Annotated in this window: 14 protein-coding genes and 1 tRNA gene; 5 read left to right on the forward strand and 10 right to left on the reverse strand. The window is 57.1% G+C overall.

Going from position 1 to position 16,747, the window contains the following annotated elements; translation table 11 throughout:
- Both PHW69_06740 and PHW69_06745 read left to right on the forward strand, forming a co-directional pair.
- The coding region (locus PHW69_06740; GenBank protein MDD4004886.1) for an SUMF1/EgtB/PvdO family nonheme iron enzyme at positions 1–909 on the forward strand (909 nt) is incomplete at its 5' end.
- Positions 910–924: 15 nt separating this feature from the next.
- A complete protein-coding gene (locus tag PHW69_06745; GenBank protein ID MDD4004887.1) occupies positions 925–1,446 on the forward strand; it encodes a hypothetical protein in 522 nt (173 codons plus the stop codon).
- Between the two features lie 202 nt (positions 1,447–1,648).
- On the opposite strand, the gene PHW69_06750 is transcribed toward PHW69_06745, so the two are convergent.
- The 10 genes from PHW69_06750 to PHW69_06795 form a co-directional block, all read right to left on the reverse strand.
- Positions 1,649–2,644, reverse strand: coding sequence for a class II fructose-1,6-bisphosphate aldolase (locus PHW69_06750; GenBank protein MDD4004888.1), 996 nt, complete (start codon positions 2,642–2,644; stop codon positions 1,649–1,651).
- A 75-nt stretch (positions 2,645–2,719) separates the two neighbouring features.
- A complete protein-coding gene (locus PHW69_06755) occupies positions 2,720–4,948 on the reverse strand; it encodes a tetratricopeptide repeat protein (protein ID MDD4004889.1) in 2,229 nt (742 codons plus the stop codon).
- A gap of 93 nt (positions 4,949–5,041) precedes the next feature.
- The gene (tgt, locus tag PHW69_06760; protein MDD4004890.1) at positions 5,042–6,223 is read right to left on the reverse strand and encodes a tRNA guanosine(34) transglycosylase Tgt; all 1,182 of its coding nucleotides are present in this window, start codon (positions 6,221–6,223) and stop codon (positions 5,042–5,044) included.
- A gap of 12 nt (positions 6,224–6,235) precedes the next feature.
- Complete coding sequence (queA, locus tag PHW69_06765) at positions 6,236–7,273, reverse strand: tRNA preQ1(34) S-adenosylmethionine ribosyltransferase-isomerase QueA (GenBank protein ID MDD4004891.1); 1,038 nt, start codon at positions 7,271–7,273, stop codon at positions 6,236–6,238.
- 1 nt (position 7,274) lies between these two features.
- Positions 7,275–8,432, reverse strand: a complete 1,158-nt coding sequence (locus PHW69_06770) for a SpoIID/LytB domain-containing protein (GenBank protein ID MDD4004892.1) — start codon at positions 8,430–8,432, stop codon at positions 7,275–7,277.
- 1 nt (position 8,433) lies between these two features.
- Complete coding sequence (ruvB, locus tag PHW69_06775) at positions 8,434–9,459, reverse strand: Holliday junction branch migration DNA helicase RuvB (GenBank protein MDD4004893.1); 1,026 nt, start codon at positions 9,457–9,459, stop codon at positions 8,434–8,436.
- Positions 9,456–10,073, reverse strand: a complete 618-nt coding sequence (locus PHW69_06780; GenBank protein ID MDD4004894.1) for a Holliday junction ATP-dependent DNA helicase RuvA — start codon at positions 10,071–10,073, stop codon at positions 9,456–9,458. The genes ruvB and PHW69_06780 overlap by 4 nt, the downstream gene beginning before the upstream one ends.
- A gap of 6 nt (positions 10,074–10,079) precedes the next feature.
- The gene (gene ruvC / locus PHW69_06785; GenBank protein ID MDD4004895.1) at positions 10,080–10,640 is read right to left on the reverse strand and encodes a crossover junction endodeoxyribonuclease RuvC; all 561 of its coding nucleotides are present in this window, start codon (positions 10,638–10,640) and stop codon (positions 10,080–10,082) included.
- Entirely contained in the window at positions 10,591–11,346 is a 756-nt protein-coding gene (locus PHW69_06790; protein MDD4004896.1) for a YebC/PmpR family DNA-binding transcriptional regulator, read from the reverse strand. Before PHW69_06790 ends, ruvC begins: the two co-directional genes overlap by 50 nt.
- Positions 11,347–11,489: 143 nt before the next feature.
- Positions 11,490–11,999, reverse strand: coding sequence for a DUF2914 domain-containing protein (locus PHW69_06795; protein ID MDD4004897.1), 510 nt, complete (start codon positions 11,997–11,999; stop codon positions 11,490–11,492).
- Between the two features lie 140 nt (positions 12,000–12,139).
- Here PHW69_06795 and PHW69_06800 point away from each other — a divergent pair.
- From PHW69_06800 to PHW69_06810, 3 genes are all read left to right on the forward strand, one after another.
- Positions 12,140–12,213: transfer RNA gene (locus PHW69_06800), tRNA-Arg, on the forward strand.
- A 49-nt stretch (positions 12,214–12,262) separates the two neighbouring features.
- Positions 12,263–15,676, forward strand: a complete 3,414-nt coding sequence (locus PHW69_06805) for a FlgD immunoglobulin-like domain containing protein (GenBank protein ID MDD4004898.1) — start codon at positions 12,263–12,265, stop codon at positions 15,674–15,676.
- Between the two features lie 121 nt (positions 15,677–15,797).
- On the forward strand, positions 15,798–16,747 hold a 950-nt coding region (locus PHW69_06810; GenBank protein MDD4004899.1), incomplete at its 3' end, for a PorV/PorQ family protein.

The raw sequence follows: 16,747 nt of genomic DNA on the forward strand, positions 1-16,747 counted from the left end.
AAACAGAAAGCCGACGATGCCGCCGCCAAACTTAAGGCGGAAGACGAAAAGCGTCAGGCGGAAGCGGCCTCCCGGCAGGAAGCCGCAAAACTTAAAGCGGAAAATGATCTTAAAATAATGCGTGAGGCGGAAGCCAGACGCCAGGCGGAAATCGCCAGACGGCTGGAAGAAAAAAAGAAAAAACAGGAAGAAGCTAAAAAAAAAGCTGAAGAAAAAAGATTACCTGACATTCCCGGGATGATCGGGATACCGGAAAGCCGGTATTTCATGGGCGCCGACGCGGACAGGCACTCTGTTACCGTCAGCCCTTACTATATTGATACGCGCGAAGTAACGGTGGAGCAGTATTCCGAATGCGTGAAAAGCACCCGATGCAATGCTCCGGCCCAGACAAAAGAAGGCTGCAACTGGGGCAATAATGACCGGAATCAGCATCCGATAAACTGCATAGGCTGGATGGAAGCGAATAATTACTGCATCTGGAAAGGGAAACGGCTTCCCACGGAAGCGGAATGGGAACTCGCCGCCAAAGGCAAAACCGAAAATCCTTATCCGTGGGGGCGCACACCGGCGACCTGTTCACATGCGGTAATCACCGGAGCCGACGGAGCGAAAGGCTGCGGAGCAAACAGCACCCAGCCTGCGGGATCAAAACCTCTTGATAAAAGCCCTTACGGCGTTATGGATATGGCAGGCAACGTAAGCGAATTCGTGAACGACTGGTACAGCAGTTCCTACCCGTCGGCGAAAAAAGATCCCGCGGGGCCGCTGTCGGGTACATTCAAAGTCACACGCGGCGGATCCTGGCAGAGCAACGCCGGGTCGGCGAATATCACATTGCGCAGTTTTACCCCCATGAGCAGCTGGAGCACCGGCATAGGGTTTCGGTGCGCCAGAAATCTGCGTTAGAATACCGGAGCGCTTATGAATCATGAATTTTTACTGGAAAAAAGCAAACAGTATATGCAGGAGCAGGAATACACGCTGGCAATCAACTGTCTTGACATAATCACCAGCAGCGATCCGTATAATGCCGAGGCCTTTTATCTGCACGGACAGCTCAGCTTCAAGCTGGGGAAATACAACTCCGCGCTGGCGGATTTCAATCACGCGATAGAAGCCGGTCTGGAAGACGCGAACGTGTACCTGGCCCGCGCGATAACTTACCGCCGGCTCAATCTGCCGGAAATGAGCCTGCGCGATTTCGGCCGCGTGGTCCAGATGGAACCGCAGAACATTGACGCCTACAGCAACCGGGGGCTGGCCTATTTCAGCATCCTCAGCGACGATAAAGCCATTGAGGATTTCTCCCACGCCGTCGCCATAAAACGCGGCCCGCAATACTTCTTTTACCGCGGGCTGGCGTACTCGCGCAAAGGCATGGACGACAAAGCCAGCGCGGATTTCAGCGACGAGTATCTAGCCAACATAGAAGCCCGGCATTGACTCCGGCGCCCGTTTCGCAGACAGCCTTCCGTAACAGGAAGGCTGTTTTTTCAGGCGGCGTTTTCCCGCCCCGACGGTTCTTCGGCCTGGCGCCCCCCGCCCGATTTCCCGCGCCCGCCCTGCTTGCAAAAAAAATTTCCGGGAATAAAAAACCCCGCCCCCGCAATTGCGGGGGCGGGTTCCCGATTCAAGCGGTTACGGCCTAAACCCGGCCGGCGCTGCCCAGCACGTTTTCATTCTTGGCCATATACATCTTCACCAGTTCGGCGCGCGCCGGGCCAAGATACTTGCGCGGATCGAATTCGCCCGGCTTTTCCACAAAAACTTTACGGATGGCGGCCGTCATCACCAGCCGCCCGTCTGAATCAATGTTGATCTTGCAGACGGCCGACTTGGCCGCCCTGCGCAGCTGCTCCTCGGGAATGCCGACCGCGGCCTCCATCTTGCCGCCGTATTTATTGATCATCTCGATATATTCCGCCGGCACGCTGGACGAACCGTGCAGCACAATCGGAAACCCCGGAATCCGGCGTTCCACTTCCTCAAGAATATCAAACCGCAGAGGCGGCACGCTCTCGCCAGGCTTGACCTTGAATTTATACGCGCCGTGACTTGTGCCTATGGAAATGGCCAGCGAATCCACGCCGGTGCGCTTTACGAAGTCCTCCACCTGCGCGGGATCGGTATAGTTGGAATGTTCCGCGTGAACTTCGTCCTCGATGCCGGCAAGCACACCCAGTTCCCCCTCCACCGTTACGCCGCGCGGACGCGCGTATTCCACAACTTTTTTCGTCACCGCGATATTTTCCTCATAAGACAGATGCGAACCGTCAATCATAACCGAGGAAAACCCGTTATCAATGCATTCCTTGCAGATTTCGAAAGTGTCGCCGTGATCCAGATGCAGCGCGACCGGAACCGCATTTTTGCCTTCGGCTTTGGCAAGTTCGCCCGCCATTTCCACGCCGCCGCGGCCCATCCAGCGCAGAAGCGTTGAATTCGCGTATTCCCGCGCGCCTTTGGAAACCTGCAAAATTACCGGCGAACCGCTTTTAACGCAGGCGGTAAGAATAGCCTGCAGCTGCTCCATATTATTGAAATTGTAAGCGGGTATCGCGTAGCCGCCTTTCATGGCCTTATCAAACATCTCCCTGGTGTTTACAAAACCAAGATCCTTATAGCTGACGCTGTTTTCCATGATTGTTGCTCCTCGGTGATTTTTTGCCTGCATCTCATTTTACATAAATCCCGCCGCGCGCAATACCCGGCCCGGTCAACCGCCCGCAAAAACCGAAGCGGGCAGAATACGCCGCAGCTGTTCGGCGGCGGACGACAGCTCGGAAATCTTCTTTTCCCGGATCATCCGGGCCCTTTGGTTCATATCCTTGTAATACTTCTTCGCGCTGATGAAACTTTCATAAATGGAAAGCGCTTTTTCATGCTTCCCCAGATGCTCGCATAAAAGCGCGAACATATAGTGCACCCGGCTGAACTTCCCTACAGGAAACGATTCGGAAAACAAATTGTAATACTCCCACGATTCGTCGAATTTGCCTTTGAGGCTTATGAAAAACATATAAAAGAAGTATTCAGGCCGCCAGCGCTGGCGCGACAGATCGTTCAAATGGTTGGCAACCCGCTTGAGCAGGCCGGCCTTGAACAGTTCCTCAACCACAATGATCTTGTATTCGTCAGGCACATGATTGAGCTCTATTTTGGCGATCCCGCCCGCCGCGAACATGCTCCTCAGATACAGCAGCCAGTGCGGATCGGACCAGCTGTATTGCGGCAGATGCTCCATCACCCTCAAAGCAAACCCCATCTCGCCTCTGCGCGCGTAGACCCGCGCGAGCAGGAAATACGCCTCCGGCATGATGCCGGGCGCCCAGATGTCGCGCATATCGCCGGACGACTTGTCAAACAGCACCGGATCGCACAGCACATGCGCGTTGACGAAGATGAAAACCGCGCCGTCATCCCACTGCTCAAAAGGAATTTCATTGATCAGGCCCAGCGCGTCAATGCAGTTGGCAAAACCGCCCTGCCGTATGAAAGCCGCGGCGGAAGCCGCGATAAACCGGTTGCGGTCCTCCTCCTCAAATTCAGCGGCGAAAACCTTGACCAGCTCAAAATCGCAGGAATTGGCGACAAACTCGATCATCCGGCGGGCAAGGCGCGGCGCATCATAAGGATTGCGGTCTTTATAATCGCAGTAAAGCGAGAATGCGTCCCGATACGGCAGCGAGAGCACCCGCGCAACAAAATTTTCCCAGCGCTGCACCCGGTCGCGCGCAATGCCGTTTTTGATTTTCACGATGGCAAGAATTACCAGAGCAAGCACCAGAACAGTTATTGCGGCCGTGCGCAGAACCGACGAGCTTTCCGGTTCCGGCTCCGCGGCGGCGCCGGGAATCTGCGAATTTTTCCGGTTGAGGATATCGGTCTGGGTTTCAATAAGCGCTTTGATCTCCGATGTTTCGAGGTAGCCGCGGGCTTTCTCATAGGCTTCAAGCGCGCCGGCGGTGTCGCCCTGATCACCGGCTTTGTCGCCTTTTTTGACATTGTCAAAATACCCGGTCAGCAGGGTCAGCACTTTCATGCCTTCCTGCTTGTTGTCCTCGCCGCGGTTTTTATCCGGCCCGTCCTTCGCGGCGGCGCGGAACGAAGCCAGCGCTTTCTCGTACTGCCCCGTCCTGAACTGGCAGGCCGCTATATAATAGTTCCAGCGCTCCGCTTCCGGCACGGCAAGCAGCGCCTGCAAAGCCCGGGGATAGTCGCCCTGGTCATAATAAACCGAACCCAGCCAGGAAGAGGCTTCCTTAAGCGACGGATTGGACGCGAGCGACTCGCTGAAAAAAGCCGCCGCGCGTTCCAGCTGCCCGGCTGACAGTTCGCGCTTGCCCGCCTCAAAACTTTCCAGCAGTTTGGTCTGGTATTTTTTGTCCTTTATGCTGGAATAAACGGCTTTCTCGGTTTCATAGTCGGCATACCGGTCAGGCAGCATCTGACGGGCGGATTTAAGCGACGATTGGGCCAGACTGTAACGGCCCAGCATGGAATAATAGATGGATTTCAGGTACAGCGCCCAGCCGGCAGTGTCCGAGCCGGCTTTCAGCTCGGCGGCTTTGATCAGGTATTTAAGCGCCTTGTCATATTTGCCCAGATGCATGTAGATTTCGCCGACCGACATGTGCAGCGTGGCATTGGACGGATCAAGCGTGATCGCCTTGTTAATATCGTCAATGGCATAATCCGGCTTGCCCAAAACAGTTTCGGCGGCTGACCGTTCGGAATAAAGGCGCGCAATATCCGATTTGGGCGTATTGGGATCCGCAGAAGCGATCGCTTTTGAGCATATTTCCAGTTTCTGTTTCGCTACGCTTTCCGTAAGGCAGTCTTCCGCCGGCCCGGCAGCCGCGCGCCCGGCCGACACCGCAGCCGTAAAAACCACCAATACGGCTGCACGAAAAACCCGCGCCAGAACGCGACGGCGAAGCTGCATATGCACGTTTGTCCTCACAGTGGGAATTATAATACAAATATGCGGTCCGCACAATGAGCCCAAAAAGGCCTTGCCGGGCTTCAAACCGGCCGGTTATGTACGGTTGTAGCGGGCCAGATATTCGCGTTTGGCCTCGACGAATCTGTCCCGGGAGATCGCTTCGCGGATCTGTTTCATGGTATTTACCAGAAAAGCGATGTTATGGATTGACAACAGCCGGTGACTCAGAAATTCACCGCACCGGTACAAGTGAGAAAGATACGCGCGCGAGTAGTTGCGGCAGGTATAACAACCACAGCCCGGATCGAGGGGACGCTCGTCCAGCCGGTATTCTGTTTTGCGGATATAGATATTGCCGTCGGCTGTCATCACCCGCCCGTTTCTGGCGGTGCGGGTAGGCCACACGCAGTCAAACATGTCAACGCCGCGCTCCACGCAGTCCCACAAATCCTGCGGCGAGCCCAGCCCCATGAAATAGCGGGGCCGTTCCTCCGGCAGCTGGTCAACCGCGGCGGTAAGCGCCAGGCCCATTTCCTCTTTGCCCTCACCCACCGACAGCCCGCCTATGCAGTACCCGTGCACCGGCAGCTCGCGCATGTGCAAAGCCGCTTCTTTCCGCAAATCGGGATAAACCGAGCCCTGCACAATACCGAAAATAAGCGGATGCCCCACGGTAAACGAACCGTCCGGGTTTTGCCGGATGGACTGGTCCGGCACAACCCTGTGATATTCGCCTATCGCCCGTTCCGCCCATTTTTTTGTGGATTTCAAACCGCCAAGCGCCTCTTTTTTATCGGCTGGATTGCGCACGCACACGTCGAGGCAGACCCATATGTCGGAACCGATTTCCGACTGGGAGCGGATCACGTTCTCCGGCGTGAAAAGGTGGCGGCTCCCGTCATGATGGGACTGGAAGATTACGCCTTCATCGGTTATCTTCCGCAGATCCGACAGGCTGAAAACCTGAAATCCGCCGGAATCGGTCAGGATCGAGCGGTCCCACCGCATGAACTTATGCAGCCCGCCCAGCTGTTTAAGCGCGCCCGTTCCGGGCCGCAGATACAGGTGATAGGTATTTGACAGGATGCACTCCACATCCAGCTCCCGCAAATCCTCGTCGTTAACCGCCTTGACGCTGGCCTGCGTGGCGACCGGCATGAAAACCGGGGTATGTATCGCGCCTCGGCGGGTATACAGCACTCCGGCGCGCGCTTTGGTTTCGCCCGACCGGGCGGTTATGTGAAAGGGGCTGGTGATGGTTTCGGCTTTAAGCATGCAGCATGTCCTTTAAATGATGAGCATCGCGTCGCCGTATGAATAAAAACGGTATTGCCGCGCTACAGCCTGCTCATACGCCCGATACAGGAAATCCTCGCCGGCGAAAGCGGCGGTAAGGCAGATGGGGGTTGAATCCGGCACATGGAAATTGGTTATCAGGGCGGAAACCGTCTTGAACCGGTATGGCGGATAAATATACAGATCCGCCCATTTCGCGCCGGGCGATACAATGCCGGTGTCGGAACTGAAACTTTCGATCGTGCGGGTGCTGGTGGTGCCTGCCGAAAACACGCGCCCGCCGCGCGCTACGGTTTCGTTGATGAGCCGGGCCGTCGCTTCCGGCATTACGGCGTATTCGGGCAGCATGACATGCTGTTCAACGGAGCTGTCGCGCAGAGGCTTGAACGTGCCCCAGCCGACGTGCAGCGTGACATACGCAACGACTACGCCGCGCGCTTTCACGCGCTCCAGCAGTTCGGCGGTAAAATGGAACCCCGCCGTAGGCGCGGCGATCGAGCCGGTTGTCCTGGCGTAAACCGTCTGGTAGCGCTGCCGGTCCTGCGGCGCGCTGACGCTTTCGTTAAGCCTGCGGCGCAGTTTCTCTATATACGGCGGCAGCGGCATATTGCCGTGCTTGAGCGCGTAACCCAGCACATCGCGCGTGCTGAATCTGAAAAGCCATTTGCCGCCGCCGCAATTTTCTACGGCCAGCGCGGTAACGCCGTCTTCAAACTGTATGGCCGCGTTTAATCTGCTGCCGGAACCGATCGCTTCCCACAAACCCGGCTCGCGCTCGCTCATCAGCAGAAGCCCTATTCGGCCGCCGGTCGGTTTGCGGCCGGTTATGCGGGCCGGAAAAACTTTGGAATCGTTGAGCACGAGCAGATCGCCGGGCCGGAAAACCCGCTCGATATCGCGAAACACAAGGTGCGCGATGCCGCCCGTCGCGCGCTCCAGCAGCATCAGGCGCGAAGAATCGCGCGGCTCGGCGGGAGCCGCGGCGATGAAGCGGTCGGCGCGCAGTTGTTCAAAACGTTTCAGATCCATATCATTTCACGTCGCGCCAGTCCATCAGCCTGGCGCTCGGATAATAGCGGCGCAGAATAAGCGTGTATTTGTAACCGCGTTCGGCAAGCCCTTTCGCGCCGTCCTGGCACATGCCGACTCCGTGCCCGTAACCCCGGCCTTCAAAAATAAAATCCCCGCCGTGCGCATAAACTTTCTTTATGTAGGAACTGCGCAGAAACGACGCTCCGAAATACTTGCGCAGATCGGACGTTTTTACGGTATAATCATCCTCGTCGGTTTTGAACTCGAACGCGGAAACGCGGCCCGCGTCGTTGCGGTCGGACACGGTTATCCGCTTGATCCGCTCCGCCTTATGGCCGTACGAAGCGAGAAATGTAAGAAGTTTCCGGGCTGAAAGGGAAACGTCCCACTCATAATTTTTTGAAAATCCGCAGTAGCCGCAGCTGACGCCGCGTAGCGGCGGAATAGGATCCGACTCGCCTTTCCCCCATGCCGGCGGCGAGGTTTTGCCGCCGCAGTTCGCGTGATAAAACGCCGGAATAAGATTGCCGTCGTAAGTGAGCACCTCTCCTTCCGTGGCGCGCACCGCTTCCAGCACGGAATCGCAGTCGCGCGACGCGCCCACATACGCCTGATCCCGCACGTCGGAATAAAGATCGAACCCGTTTTTGCTGTCCGGCGTCATGTTATAAAGCGCGTAGGTGCGCGCCGCGACAGCCTGCGCCTTCAACGCCTCGATCGGCCAGGCCGGGCTCATTTCTATGGGCAGAACGCCGTACAGATACTCCTCCAGCCCCAGTTCCTCGATAAGGGTGAAGGAACCTTTGCCGTCGGCTCGCGCGACAATGCTGCCGCGATAGCTTTTGCCGGAATAAGTCAGCCGGTCGGTCCGCACATAAGGCGTAAGCCGCAACGCGGAGCTGAAAGTGTAGGAGGCTATCCTGATATTGTCCGCGCCCAGCGGCCGCACGCCGAATGTCGTCGGCGCGGGAATTTTGAATTTTTTGCCGGTATTAAGATCCGCCACCAGCGTTTTGCCGGTTATGCCGATATCGGCAAACGTCAGATTTTCCGCCAGATTTATCCGTATTATCCCTTTTTCCGACGGCATTCCCGCGCAAAGCGGGCCGCCCGCGCACAAGCAGAAAAAAATTGAAAGGAATATTTTACGGTTCATGCTAAAACAGGGTCTGCGACTGCGCGGGCCGGGCAAGTCCAAGATGCTTAAACGCTTTTTTGGAAGCCAGCCGGCCGCGCGGAGTGCGGGCCAGAAACCCCGCCTTGATAAGAAAAGGCTCAATCACGTCGGTGATCGTGTCCACTTCCTCGGACACGGCCACCGCCAACGTGTCCACCCCCACCGGCCCGCCGCCGAATTTGGAGCAGATCGCCAGCAAAATCCTGCGGTCAACGGGATCGAGCCCCTCGCTGTCTATTTCAAGAGAATCCATAGCGGACTCGGCCAGTTCGCGCGTTATCGTGCCGTTTCCCCGCACCTGCGCGAAATCGCGCACCCGCCGCAGCAGCCGGTTGGCAATGCGGGGAGTGCCGCGCGAGCGGCGCGCCACTTCCATAACACCGGCGGCATCGGCTTCTATATCAAGCAGGCTCGCCGAGCGCTTCAGAATCTGAGCCAGCTCCCCGATTTCATAAAAACCCAGATTGAGCACTATGCCGAACCGGTCGCGCAGCGGGCCGGTCAGCAGGCCGCTGCGGGTCGTCGCCCCGATAAGCGTAAACCGCGGAACCGCCAGTTTGAGCGTGGTCGAGCCGGGACCTTTGCCGGTATTGATAAAAAAAGTGAAATCTTCCATCGCGGGATACAGCGCTTCCTCAACCGCGGGGTTAAGGCGGTGAATCTCGTCAATAAACAGAATATCGCCGTCCGCCAGTTCGGTGGTGAGCATGGCCGCCAGATCGCCCGGCCGCGACAGCACGGGCCCGGCGGTCACTTTTATATTGACCCCCATCTCCCGCGCCAGTATATACGCCAGCGTTGTTTTGCCCAGCCCCGGCGGAGAATAAAAAAGGCTGTGATCCAGCGCCTCGCCCCGCGCTTTGGCCGCGGCGATAAATACGCGCAGGTTCTCGCGCACCTTGTCCTGCCCCGTGAACTCGCACAACGCGCAGGGCCGCAAAGCGGTTTCCAATCCGCCTTTCTCTCCGCCCAGTGATTTTGATGAAAGCATTTCGTTGCGGTTCATGCCGACAGTATCCTTAACGACCTGCGGATCAGATCTTCCACGCTGTCGGCAGCCGTTACCCCGTCCCGCTCAAGGCCCGAAATCGCTTTTCTGGCCTGCGGCGCGGTATAGCCCAGGCTTGTCAACGCGCTCAACACCTGCTCAAGCTGTGGCGCGCCGCCAAAACCGTCGGCGCGGAGCCGGGCGCCGCCGCCTATGTCAAGCGCGTCAATCTTGTCGCGCAGGGCGGAGATCAGCTTTTCCGACGTCTTCGGCGAAAACCCGAATATCGCGCGCAGAACGCGCGCATCACCCTTGACAACAGCCGCCTTGAAATCCGGCAGGCTTTTCAGTGCTTTGTTAAGGTATTCCAGCGCTTTTTTCGCGCCGGTTTTGGGAATTTCAGACCGGAACAGCTCAAACAGCTCCTGCTCGCTTTCCGCCAGGAAACCATACAGCAGCGGCCCGTCAAACTGCGAAAAAGACTGCGCGATAAAAAGCTCTGCTTCCTCGCCCTGCGCCAGCGTGCCCGCGCTCAGCTGCGCCATATTGACGCAATATCCCACTCCGTTAACGGAAACTATCACGGTTTCAGCGCGCGCGCGGATTATTTCACCTTTAAGGTATGCGATCATAGTCGGTCATCCTGTCAAGCGCCCGGCGGCGCAGGCCGCCCGGAACGGCGCGGCGCGGATATGGGTGAGCGCAAGCGCGGCGGCATCAGCCACATCGTCGGGCGAAAGGGGATCCTGCAGTTTCAGAATCACCTGCACCATACGCTGCATCTGCGCTTTACGGGCAGTTCCGCTGCCGGTTACGGCGGCTTTTGCCGCCGACGGGGAATATTCGGCTGTTTCCAGCCCCGCCAGCCCCGCCGCGAGCAGCAGCACCCCGCGCGCCTGCACCGTCTGCGCCACGCTTGCCGCGCTTTTGGCGAAAAACATTTTTTCCATCGCCACGGCCGACGGTCCGGTTGTTCTGATTATTTCCGTCATGCCTGTAAACAGCCGCTCCAGCCGCTTCGGAAACGGCAGCCCGGAGCCGGTGTGCAGCAGCCCGCTGGAAACAAGAAACGGGTCGGCGGTTCCCTGCTTTGCCACTACCGCCCAACCCGTTCTGTCCAGACCGGGATCAATTCCGAGAATTCTCAGCTCAGCCGTCAATTTCCGCGAGGATTGCATCGGGTATGTCGAAATTCGCATAGACATTTTTCACATCGTCGTGCGACTCCAGATTGTCCATGAAACGCACGATCTTGGCGGCCTCTTCCCTGTCCGACACTTTCACTTCATTGTCCGGCAGCATGGTCTGCTCGGCGCTTTCGAGCGCAATGCCTTTGGCTTCCATGGCTTTTTTGACCGCGTCAAACTGGTCGTAGGCGGTGATTACTTCAAACACTTCGCCCTCGGGCGACTGCACGTCCTCCGCGCCGGCTTCCAGTGCGACGGTCATCAGATCATCCTCGCTCATGGCCGATTTCTTCACAATCAGCACGCCTTTTTTCTGGAACATATAGGAAACGCACCCGGTGCTGCCGATTCCGCCGCCTCCGTTCTCAAAAATCTTTCTCAGCTCGGAAAAAGTGCGGTTTTTGTTGTCGGTCGTGGTTTCCACAATCACCGCTATTTTCGCCGGGCCATACCCCTCGTAGGTAAGTTCCTCGTAAATCGCGCCGGGCAGCTGGCCCGTGCCTTTCATGATGCCGCGTTTGATGTTGTCGGCGGGCATATTGGCCGCCTTGGCGTCATCCACCGCTTTGCGCAGACGCGCGTTTGTTTCCATGTCGCCGCCGCCCATTTTGGCGGCGATGGTGATTTCGCGGATAATCTTGGTGAAAACTTTGCCTTTTTTAGCGTCCACAAGCGCTTTTTTATGCTTGATGCCTGCCCAGTGTGAATGTCCACCCATAGTTCGGTCTTCCTTAATAAATTTAATTGCGGCGCAAACGCCGCCGGCTTCTGTATTATATTACATCGGCGGTATTGTTTTCAATTGCAATAAAACGGGTCTTCCCCGCGGCGGAGGCCCGTAAAAACAAACACCCGCGGCTATTATTTGACCGCAGGCTGCGCCTGTGAAACCGGGTCCGGCGCCGGGGGTTCCGCGGGGGTTTCCGTTTTGGCCACGGTGAACTCAAGAGTCTTGAGCACCGTGCCTGCGGCATCCACCACCTCCACCTTCCAACTGCCGGGAACCACGGTCTTGTAGCTGTAGGTCCGGTAGCCGGAAGAAGGAACCTGAAGCTCCACTTCCAGCATCTTCTCCGCGCCAAGATACCATACATGCCTGACGCTGGCGGACGCGCTGACGGAACCGAATCTGGTCCAGCAATACACTTTCTCCGCTTCGGTGAAGGTTGTGGCTTCGCCGACGGGCATTTTATTCTCGACACCGGCGGCCAGCGCCGCGCTGTCAAGCGTCAGGACGGCGGGCACGGCTGTTTCAGCGACGGCGGTTCCCGGTTTGACAGGAGAGGCGAACTTGCTGTCAGAAGCGATCTGGGCAAACACAGAACCGGCCGGAACCAGCAGGGCTGACACCAATACGACTAATTTTTTCATAATACTTTCCTCCCGGATGTGGTGCCGGCACTGTGTACGGGCACCATCTGATTATCCAAAAAATTTGAAAACGTTTCAATGACCGCCACGGCATTCGGCTCCGCTGACGGAAAATGATATAATGGCTGCATTGCAAGTGCGCCTCCTTAGCTCAACTGGATAGAGCATCTGCCTTCGGAGCAGAGGGTTGCAGGTTCGAATCCTGTAGGAGGTACCCGCTTTCCTCTTTTCGCCATGTTAAACGGTATGCTATACTGTACAGGATGTCTTTATTGTCAAACACGCGCGGTTTCGCGTTCATTTTCCTGATTTCTTTTCTCGCCGCTCCGGCCCGGGCGGCGTTGCCCACTGACGGAATGAAGCGGGACTCCGTGCGTTTCGGTGTAAAACCTTCAGCCAAAAGCAAAATCTGGGCAACACCCTCCGACGGTGATTATAAAGCGCTGGCTCAGTTCCGCGCGAAAACCTCGGCGGCGTGGAAGGTGTCATATTCCAACCGCACGGGCGCGCCGGAAGTGCTCAAAGGCGGCTCGAACCTGAAATACTCCGGTGCGCCGGAAAAAGCCGCGCGGCAGTTTCTTGCGGACAACAGCAGTTTCCTTAAGGTCAATCCCGACAACATAAGGGTAAGCACGCAGGTAACCGCGCTGGGCGTCAACCATCTGCGTTTTGATCAATATGTGAACGGACTTCCCGTGCATGGCGGATATGTGAAAGTGCATGTCACGAACAACGGCGAAATCGCATATTACCAGTCCAGCTACGCGACGGATGCCGCGGCGGTGCCGCCCAACCCGACGCTTTCAAAAGACGCGGCGCAGGCAGCCGCCGCGGCGGACTGCTCTGGCAGGGCCTCAAAAACAGCGGAACTGGTTTACTACCCGTCGAAAGAGGACGGAGCTGTCCATCTCGCTTGGAAACTGAAAGCCTACGGGTCCGGCGGCGATTCATGGATTTATCTGATTGACGCCAATTCTGGCGCGATTCTGCTGCGCTACAGCAACCGCATAACGGCCACATACGGCACGATCAACGCCCAAGTGTACAATCTTTATCCGAACCTGTACAATTACACGGATTATACTGTCAAACCCGTGCGAAACCAGTATGTGTGGGTGCAAACCCCCAACCGCGTTACAACCACCGACGGAAACGGTTATTACAGTTACAGCAGTTATGACGGCCGCATATTCGCCTCGCTTAAAGGCCCGTATTTTTCCGTGATCAACATGACCGACCGGAGCGCGCATTATGACAATGGCGGCGGCACCTGGAGTCAGGTGGCGGTAAGTTCCGGAAGCGCGCACCCGTACCTGCCGGGCAGAATTTATTCCTCGACCGTTACGGTGGCGGCCGGCGCGGTCAAGGTGATGCCGCATTTCACGGAGGGCTTCAAAGTCGGCGCGATGGATGAAAACAGCTCGTTTCTGGTTGACGACCAGCTGTCGGTTTCCATTCCCAACGGGCATAATCTCGCAGGCTACACCACCTGGCGCGATTATGCGTTTTACGGCGCGCCGGTCGAAGGCACCAGTTACACTGTCACGCTGGCCGCCAGCGCCGACGGCCCCGGCGATTATTACGGTTACCAGATTGATTATTCCAGCTATCTGTATCTCACGCAGACCGGCTATGTGAACACCACGTCCAGCTTCATCTGGAACACCGATTACATTCCCGCCGGCAACCGCGTTGAAGCGAACCTGTTTTATCACCTGAACGAAATGCACCAGTTTTATATGTCCGGCGTGAACGGCGCCACGAACCCCTCGCTGAATATGAATTTTCATCTGCCGGTCATGGCGCACGCGCACGGCGCGCCGGACGATTCCTCGGTAGGCATGCTCAACGCTTTTTATGACAGCGAGCACGACAATATGATGTTCGGCGACGGGCTGTGGGACAGTTCCGTCAACGGCTATCGCTCTTTCGGGCTGGACGCGACGATTATCCGCCATGAGTATACCCACGGCGTGCAGGCTCACATGTATCCCATGCTCTATTACGGAGAGTCTGGCGCGCTGATGGAAGCATACGCCGATTACTGGTCGCTCACTTCACTGCGCGCGGAAGACACCGATTTCACGCCGCTGACAACCAATTTCGGCGATTTTCTGAAAAACAGTTTCGGAGAAGGTGTCGTGCGCCATCTGCTCGCCACCGACTGCGCCACAACCGCCGCCGTCTGCAGGAAACTCGGCGACTGGGACGGCGAAGTGCATGACGACAGCGTTATCCTGAGTCAGGCGCTCTGGTCGCTGCGCGACAGTAGCGCCGGCTCCTCCACCTACCTGGGCACAAACACGTTCCCGGCCAGCTGGGCGGCGAACGTCCGGATGCCGGTTTCGGATTTTCTTGTCTGGAACGCGATGTTCTTTTTTCCCGACACGTTCATGCAGCTGAAAGACGGCATGGAATATGTGGCCCGGCAGTACTACACGGGCAGCACGCTCACTTCAATCCTTACCAAAATCGAAACCGCGTTCGCCAACCACGATATCGCCGACCCGTCCGGCGGCGACAGCTACGAACCCAACAACGGCGCCGCCGTGGCCGCCAGCGTAAGCGGTTCCACGGTAACCCTGTCCGCCACGATTTATCCCGCATACGACGAGGATTATTATTCGGTGCCCATGCCGGCCGGAAAAATCAGGATCAAAATCCGTAGGCCCTCGGCAGGCGACGGCATTTTCAATGTGCAGATCCCCATGATTCTGGATTTATACGGGAACGTGGTAAGCCAGTTCACCAGCCCCGATATCGCCAACCCCACGCTGTATGGCACCTGTCCAGATACGGGCCTGTGCTACAGCACGAAAGAAACGGAAATTCTGGAAGCCGACATCCCCGCCGCGGGCCGGTACTACGTTGTCGTCACGGCCGGGCCGAATTCGTACTACTACAACTGCGCCGACAGCAGCACCGGCACTTATACATTGACTTTCGATTTCTCCTCCGCTGACAGCGCCATAGCCGAAAAAATAAGCGCGGAATTTGACAACGACGAAATCAAATTCACGGTTCCCTATAATACCTATTATTACAACGACAACTCCGGCACCACGCCCGTGTGGACTCCTTCAACCATGACGGCTACGGTGGAAACTTTCGCCTACGCGCAGCTGCGCGACAGCAACATGAACATACTTGCCGGCACAAAAGCCGAGCCGGATACTCCCGGCACTTATCTGGAAATCAGCCGGGTCCCGGTTAAAGACACGGAGAAGAACGCCTATGTGGGCAAAGTGAAACTGCTGCCGGGTTTCGCCACGCGGTTCCCGGCTGTGGGCGCGGTTTACCTGGAACTGTTCGGCACCGTGCGCAGTGCAATGCTGGGCGCGACGAACAGCGCGGTATCGCTCGGCATAACCCAGGGGCTTAATCTGGCCGCGGACGCCGACGGCATCACCGTATGGAACAACATTTTCAATCCGGCGAAGGAAAAAGCCTATATCCTGTACAAATCAACGCGGGACGGCGAACTTAAACTCCGCATCTACACGCTTGACGGCCTGCTGGTAAAAGAACTGTTCAGCGGCGCCATTGCCGCGGGCAAGGGAAACATCGAATGGGACGGGCGCAACAGCGAAGGCCATACCGTAGCCAGCGGGCTGTATTTCCTTTACGCTTCCGGCCCGGGTTTTAACGCCACGAATAAAATAGTGGTGATACATTGACCGCGCTATGAGATATCCGGCAAAACCAACTTCGGCCTTTTTACGGGCAATATGCGCGGCGGCGATTTCGCTGGGCGGGTTTTGCGCGCGGGCGGGCGCGGTCTCAGCCGGGGTAAGCGCCATGCCGGTTCTTAAACTGGATATAGGAGCCCGGCCGATGGGACTGGGCGGCTCCTATGTAGCCGTGGCAGACGACATCTACGGGCTGTCTTACAATCCTGCGGGTCTGGCCTCGATAAAAACCATGGAAATAGGCGGCACTTTTTTCCGCGGCGTTTCTGATACCAGACTGCAATATTACGCGCTGGCGTTTCCGCTGCCGTTTTATGGAATTTCAGGCACCTCACAGCCGCGGCTGGCGTTTGGGCTGCTGTTTTCCCAGAACGGAACCATAGGCTGGAACCAGCTCGCGAGCGACGGGTCTATTTTGCGGACGGGAGAATCGCGCAACGCCGGCGGCGACTTCGTGCTGACCGCCAGTTATTCCGAGAAAGTTTACGAAAGCACGTTATTTCTGTCGCGGCTGAGCAAAACCACGGTGGAGCACAGCGTTGGCCTGTCGGCTAAAATGATCAGTTCGCGCCTGCCCAACACCGACGGGACCGACGCGAAAGCATCCGCCCTGTCCGCCGACGCCGGCTATCTGGCGAATTTAAAAGATTACAACACGACGCTCGGCGTATCCGTAACCAACGCCAGCGGCGAACTGACCTATCTCGAAGACAGCGCCACCCTGCCGCTCATTCTGCGCGGCGGCGCCTCCTACCGGAAAGTTGACGAGCTTGACCGGGGCGTAATGTTCACCGCCGATTATCTGCGCTACTATCAGGAAGAAGCGAACCGCCTGCGCGTGGGCATGGAGCTGCTGTTTGAAAAATACGGGGCATTGCGGGTGGGCTACAGATTTCTTGAGGACGACGGGTCAGGCTTCACGGCCGGAGCGGGCGCGACGATGGCGGGCGCGTCGTTTGATTTCGGTTTTGCGCTAGGCGGCGATCTGGACACCCGGTTCCAGTTCGGCCTTACCTATAAATTCCCGCCGATGCGGATAAAAGTGCGGCAGTTCACGAC

The sequence above is a fragment of the Elusimicrobiaceae bacterium genome, from assembly GCA_028700325.1.
Lineage (GTDB): Bacteria > Elusimicrobiota > Elusimicrobia > Elusimicrobiales > Elusimicrobiaceae > JAQVSV01.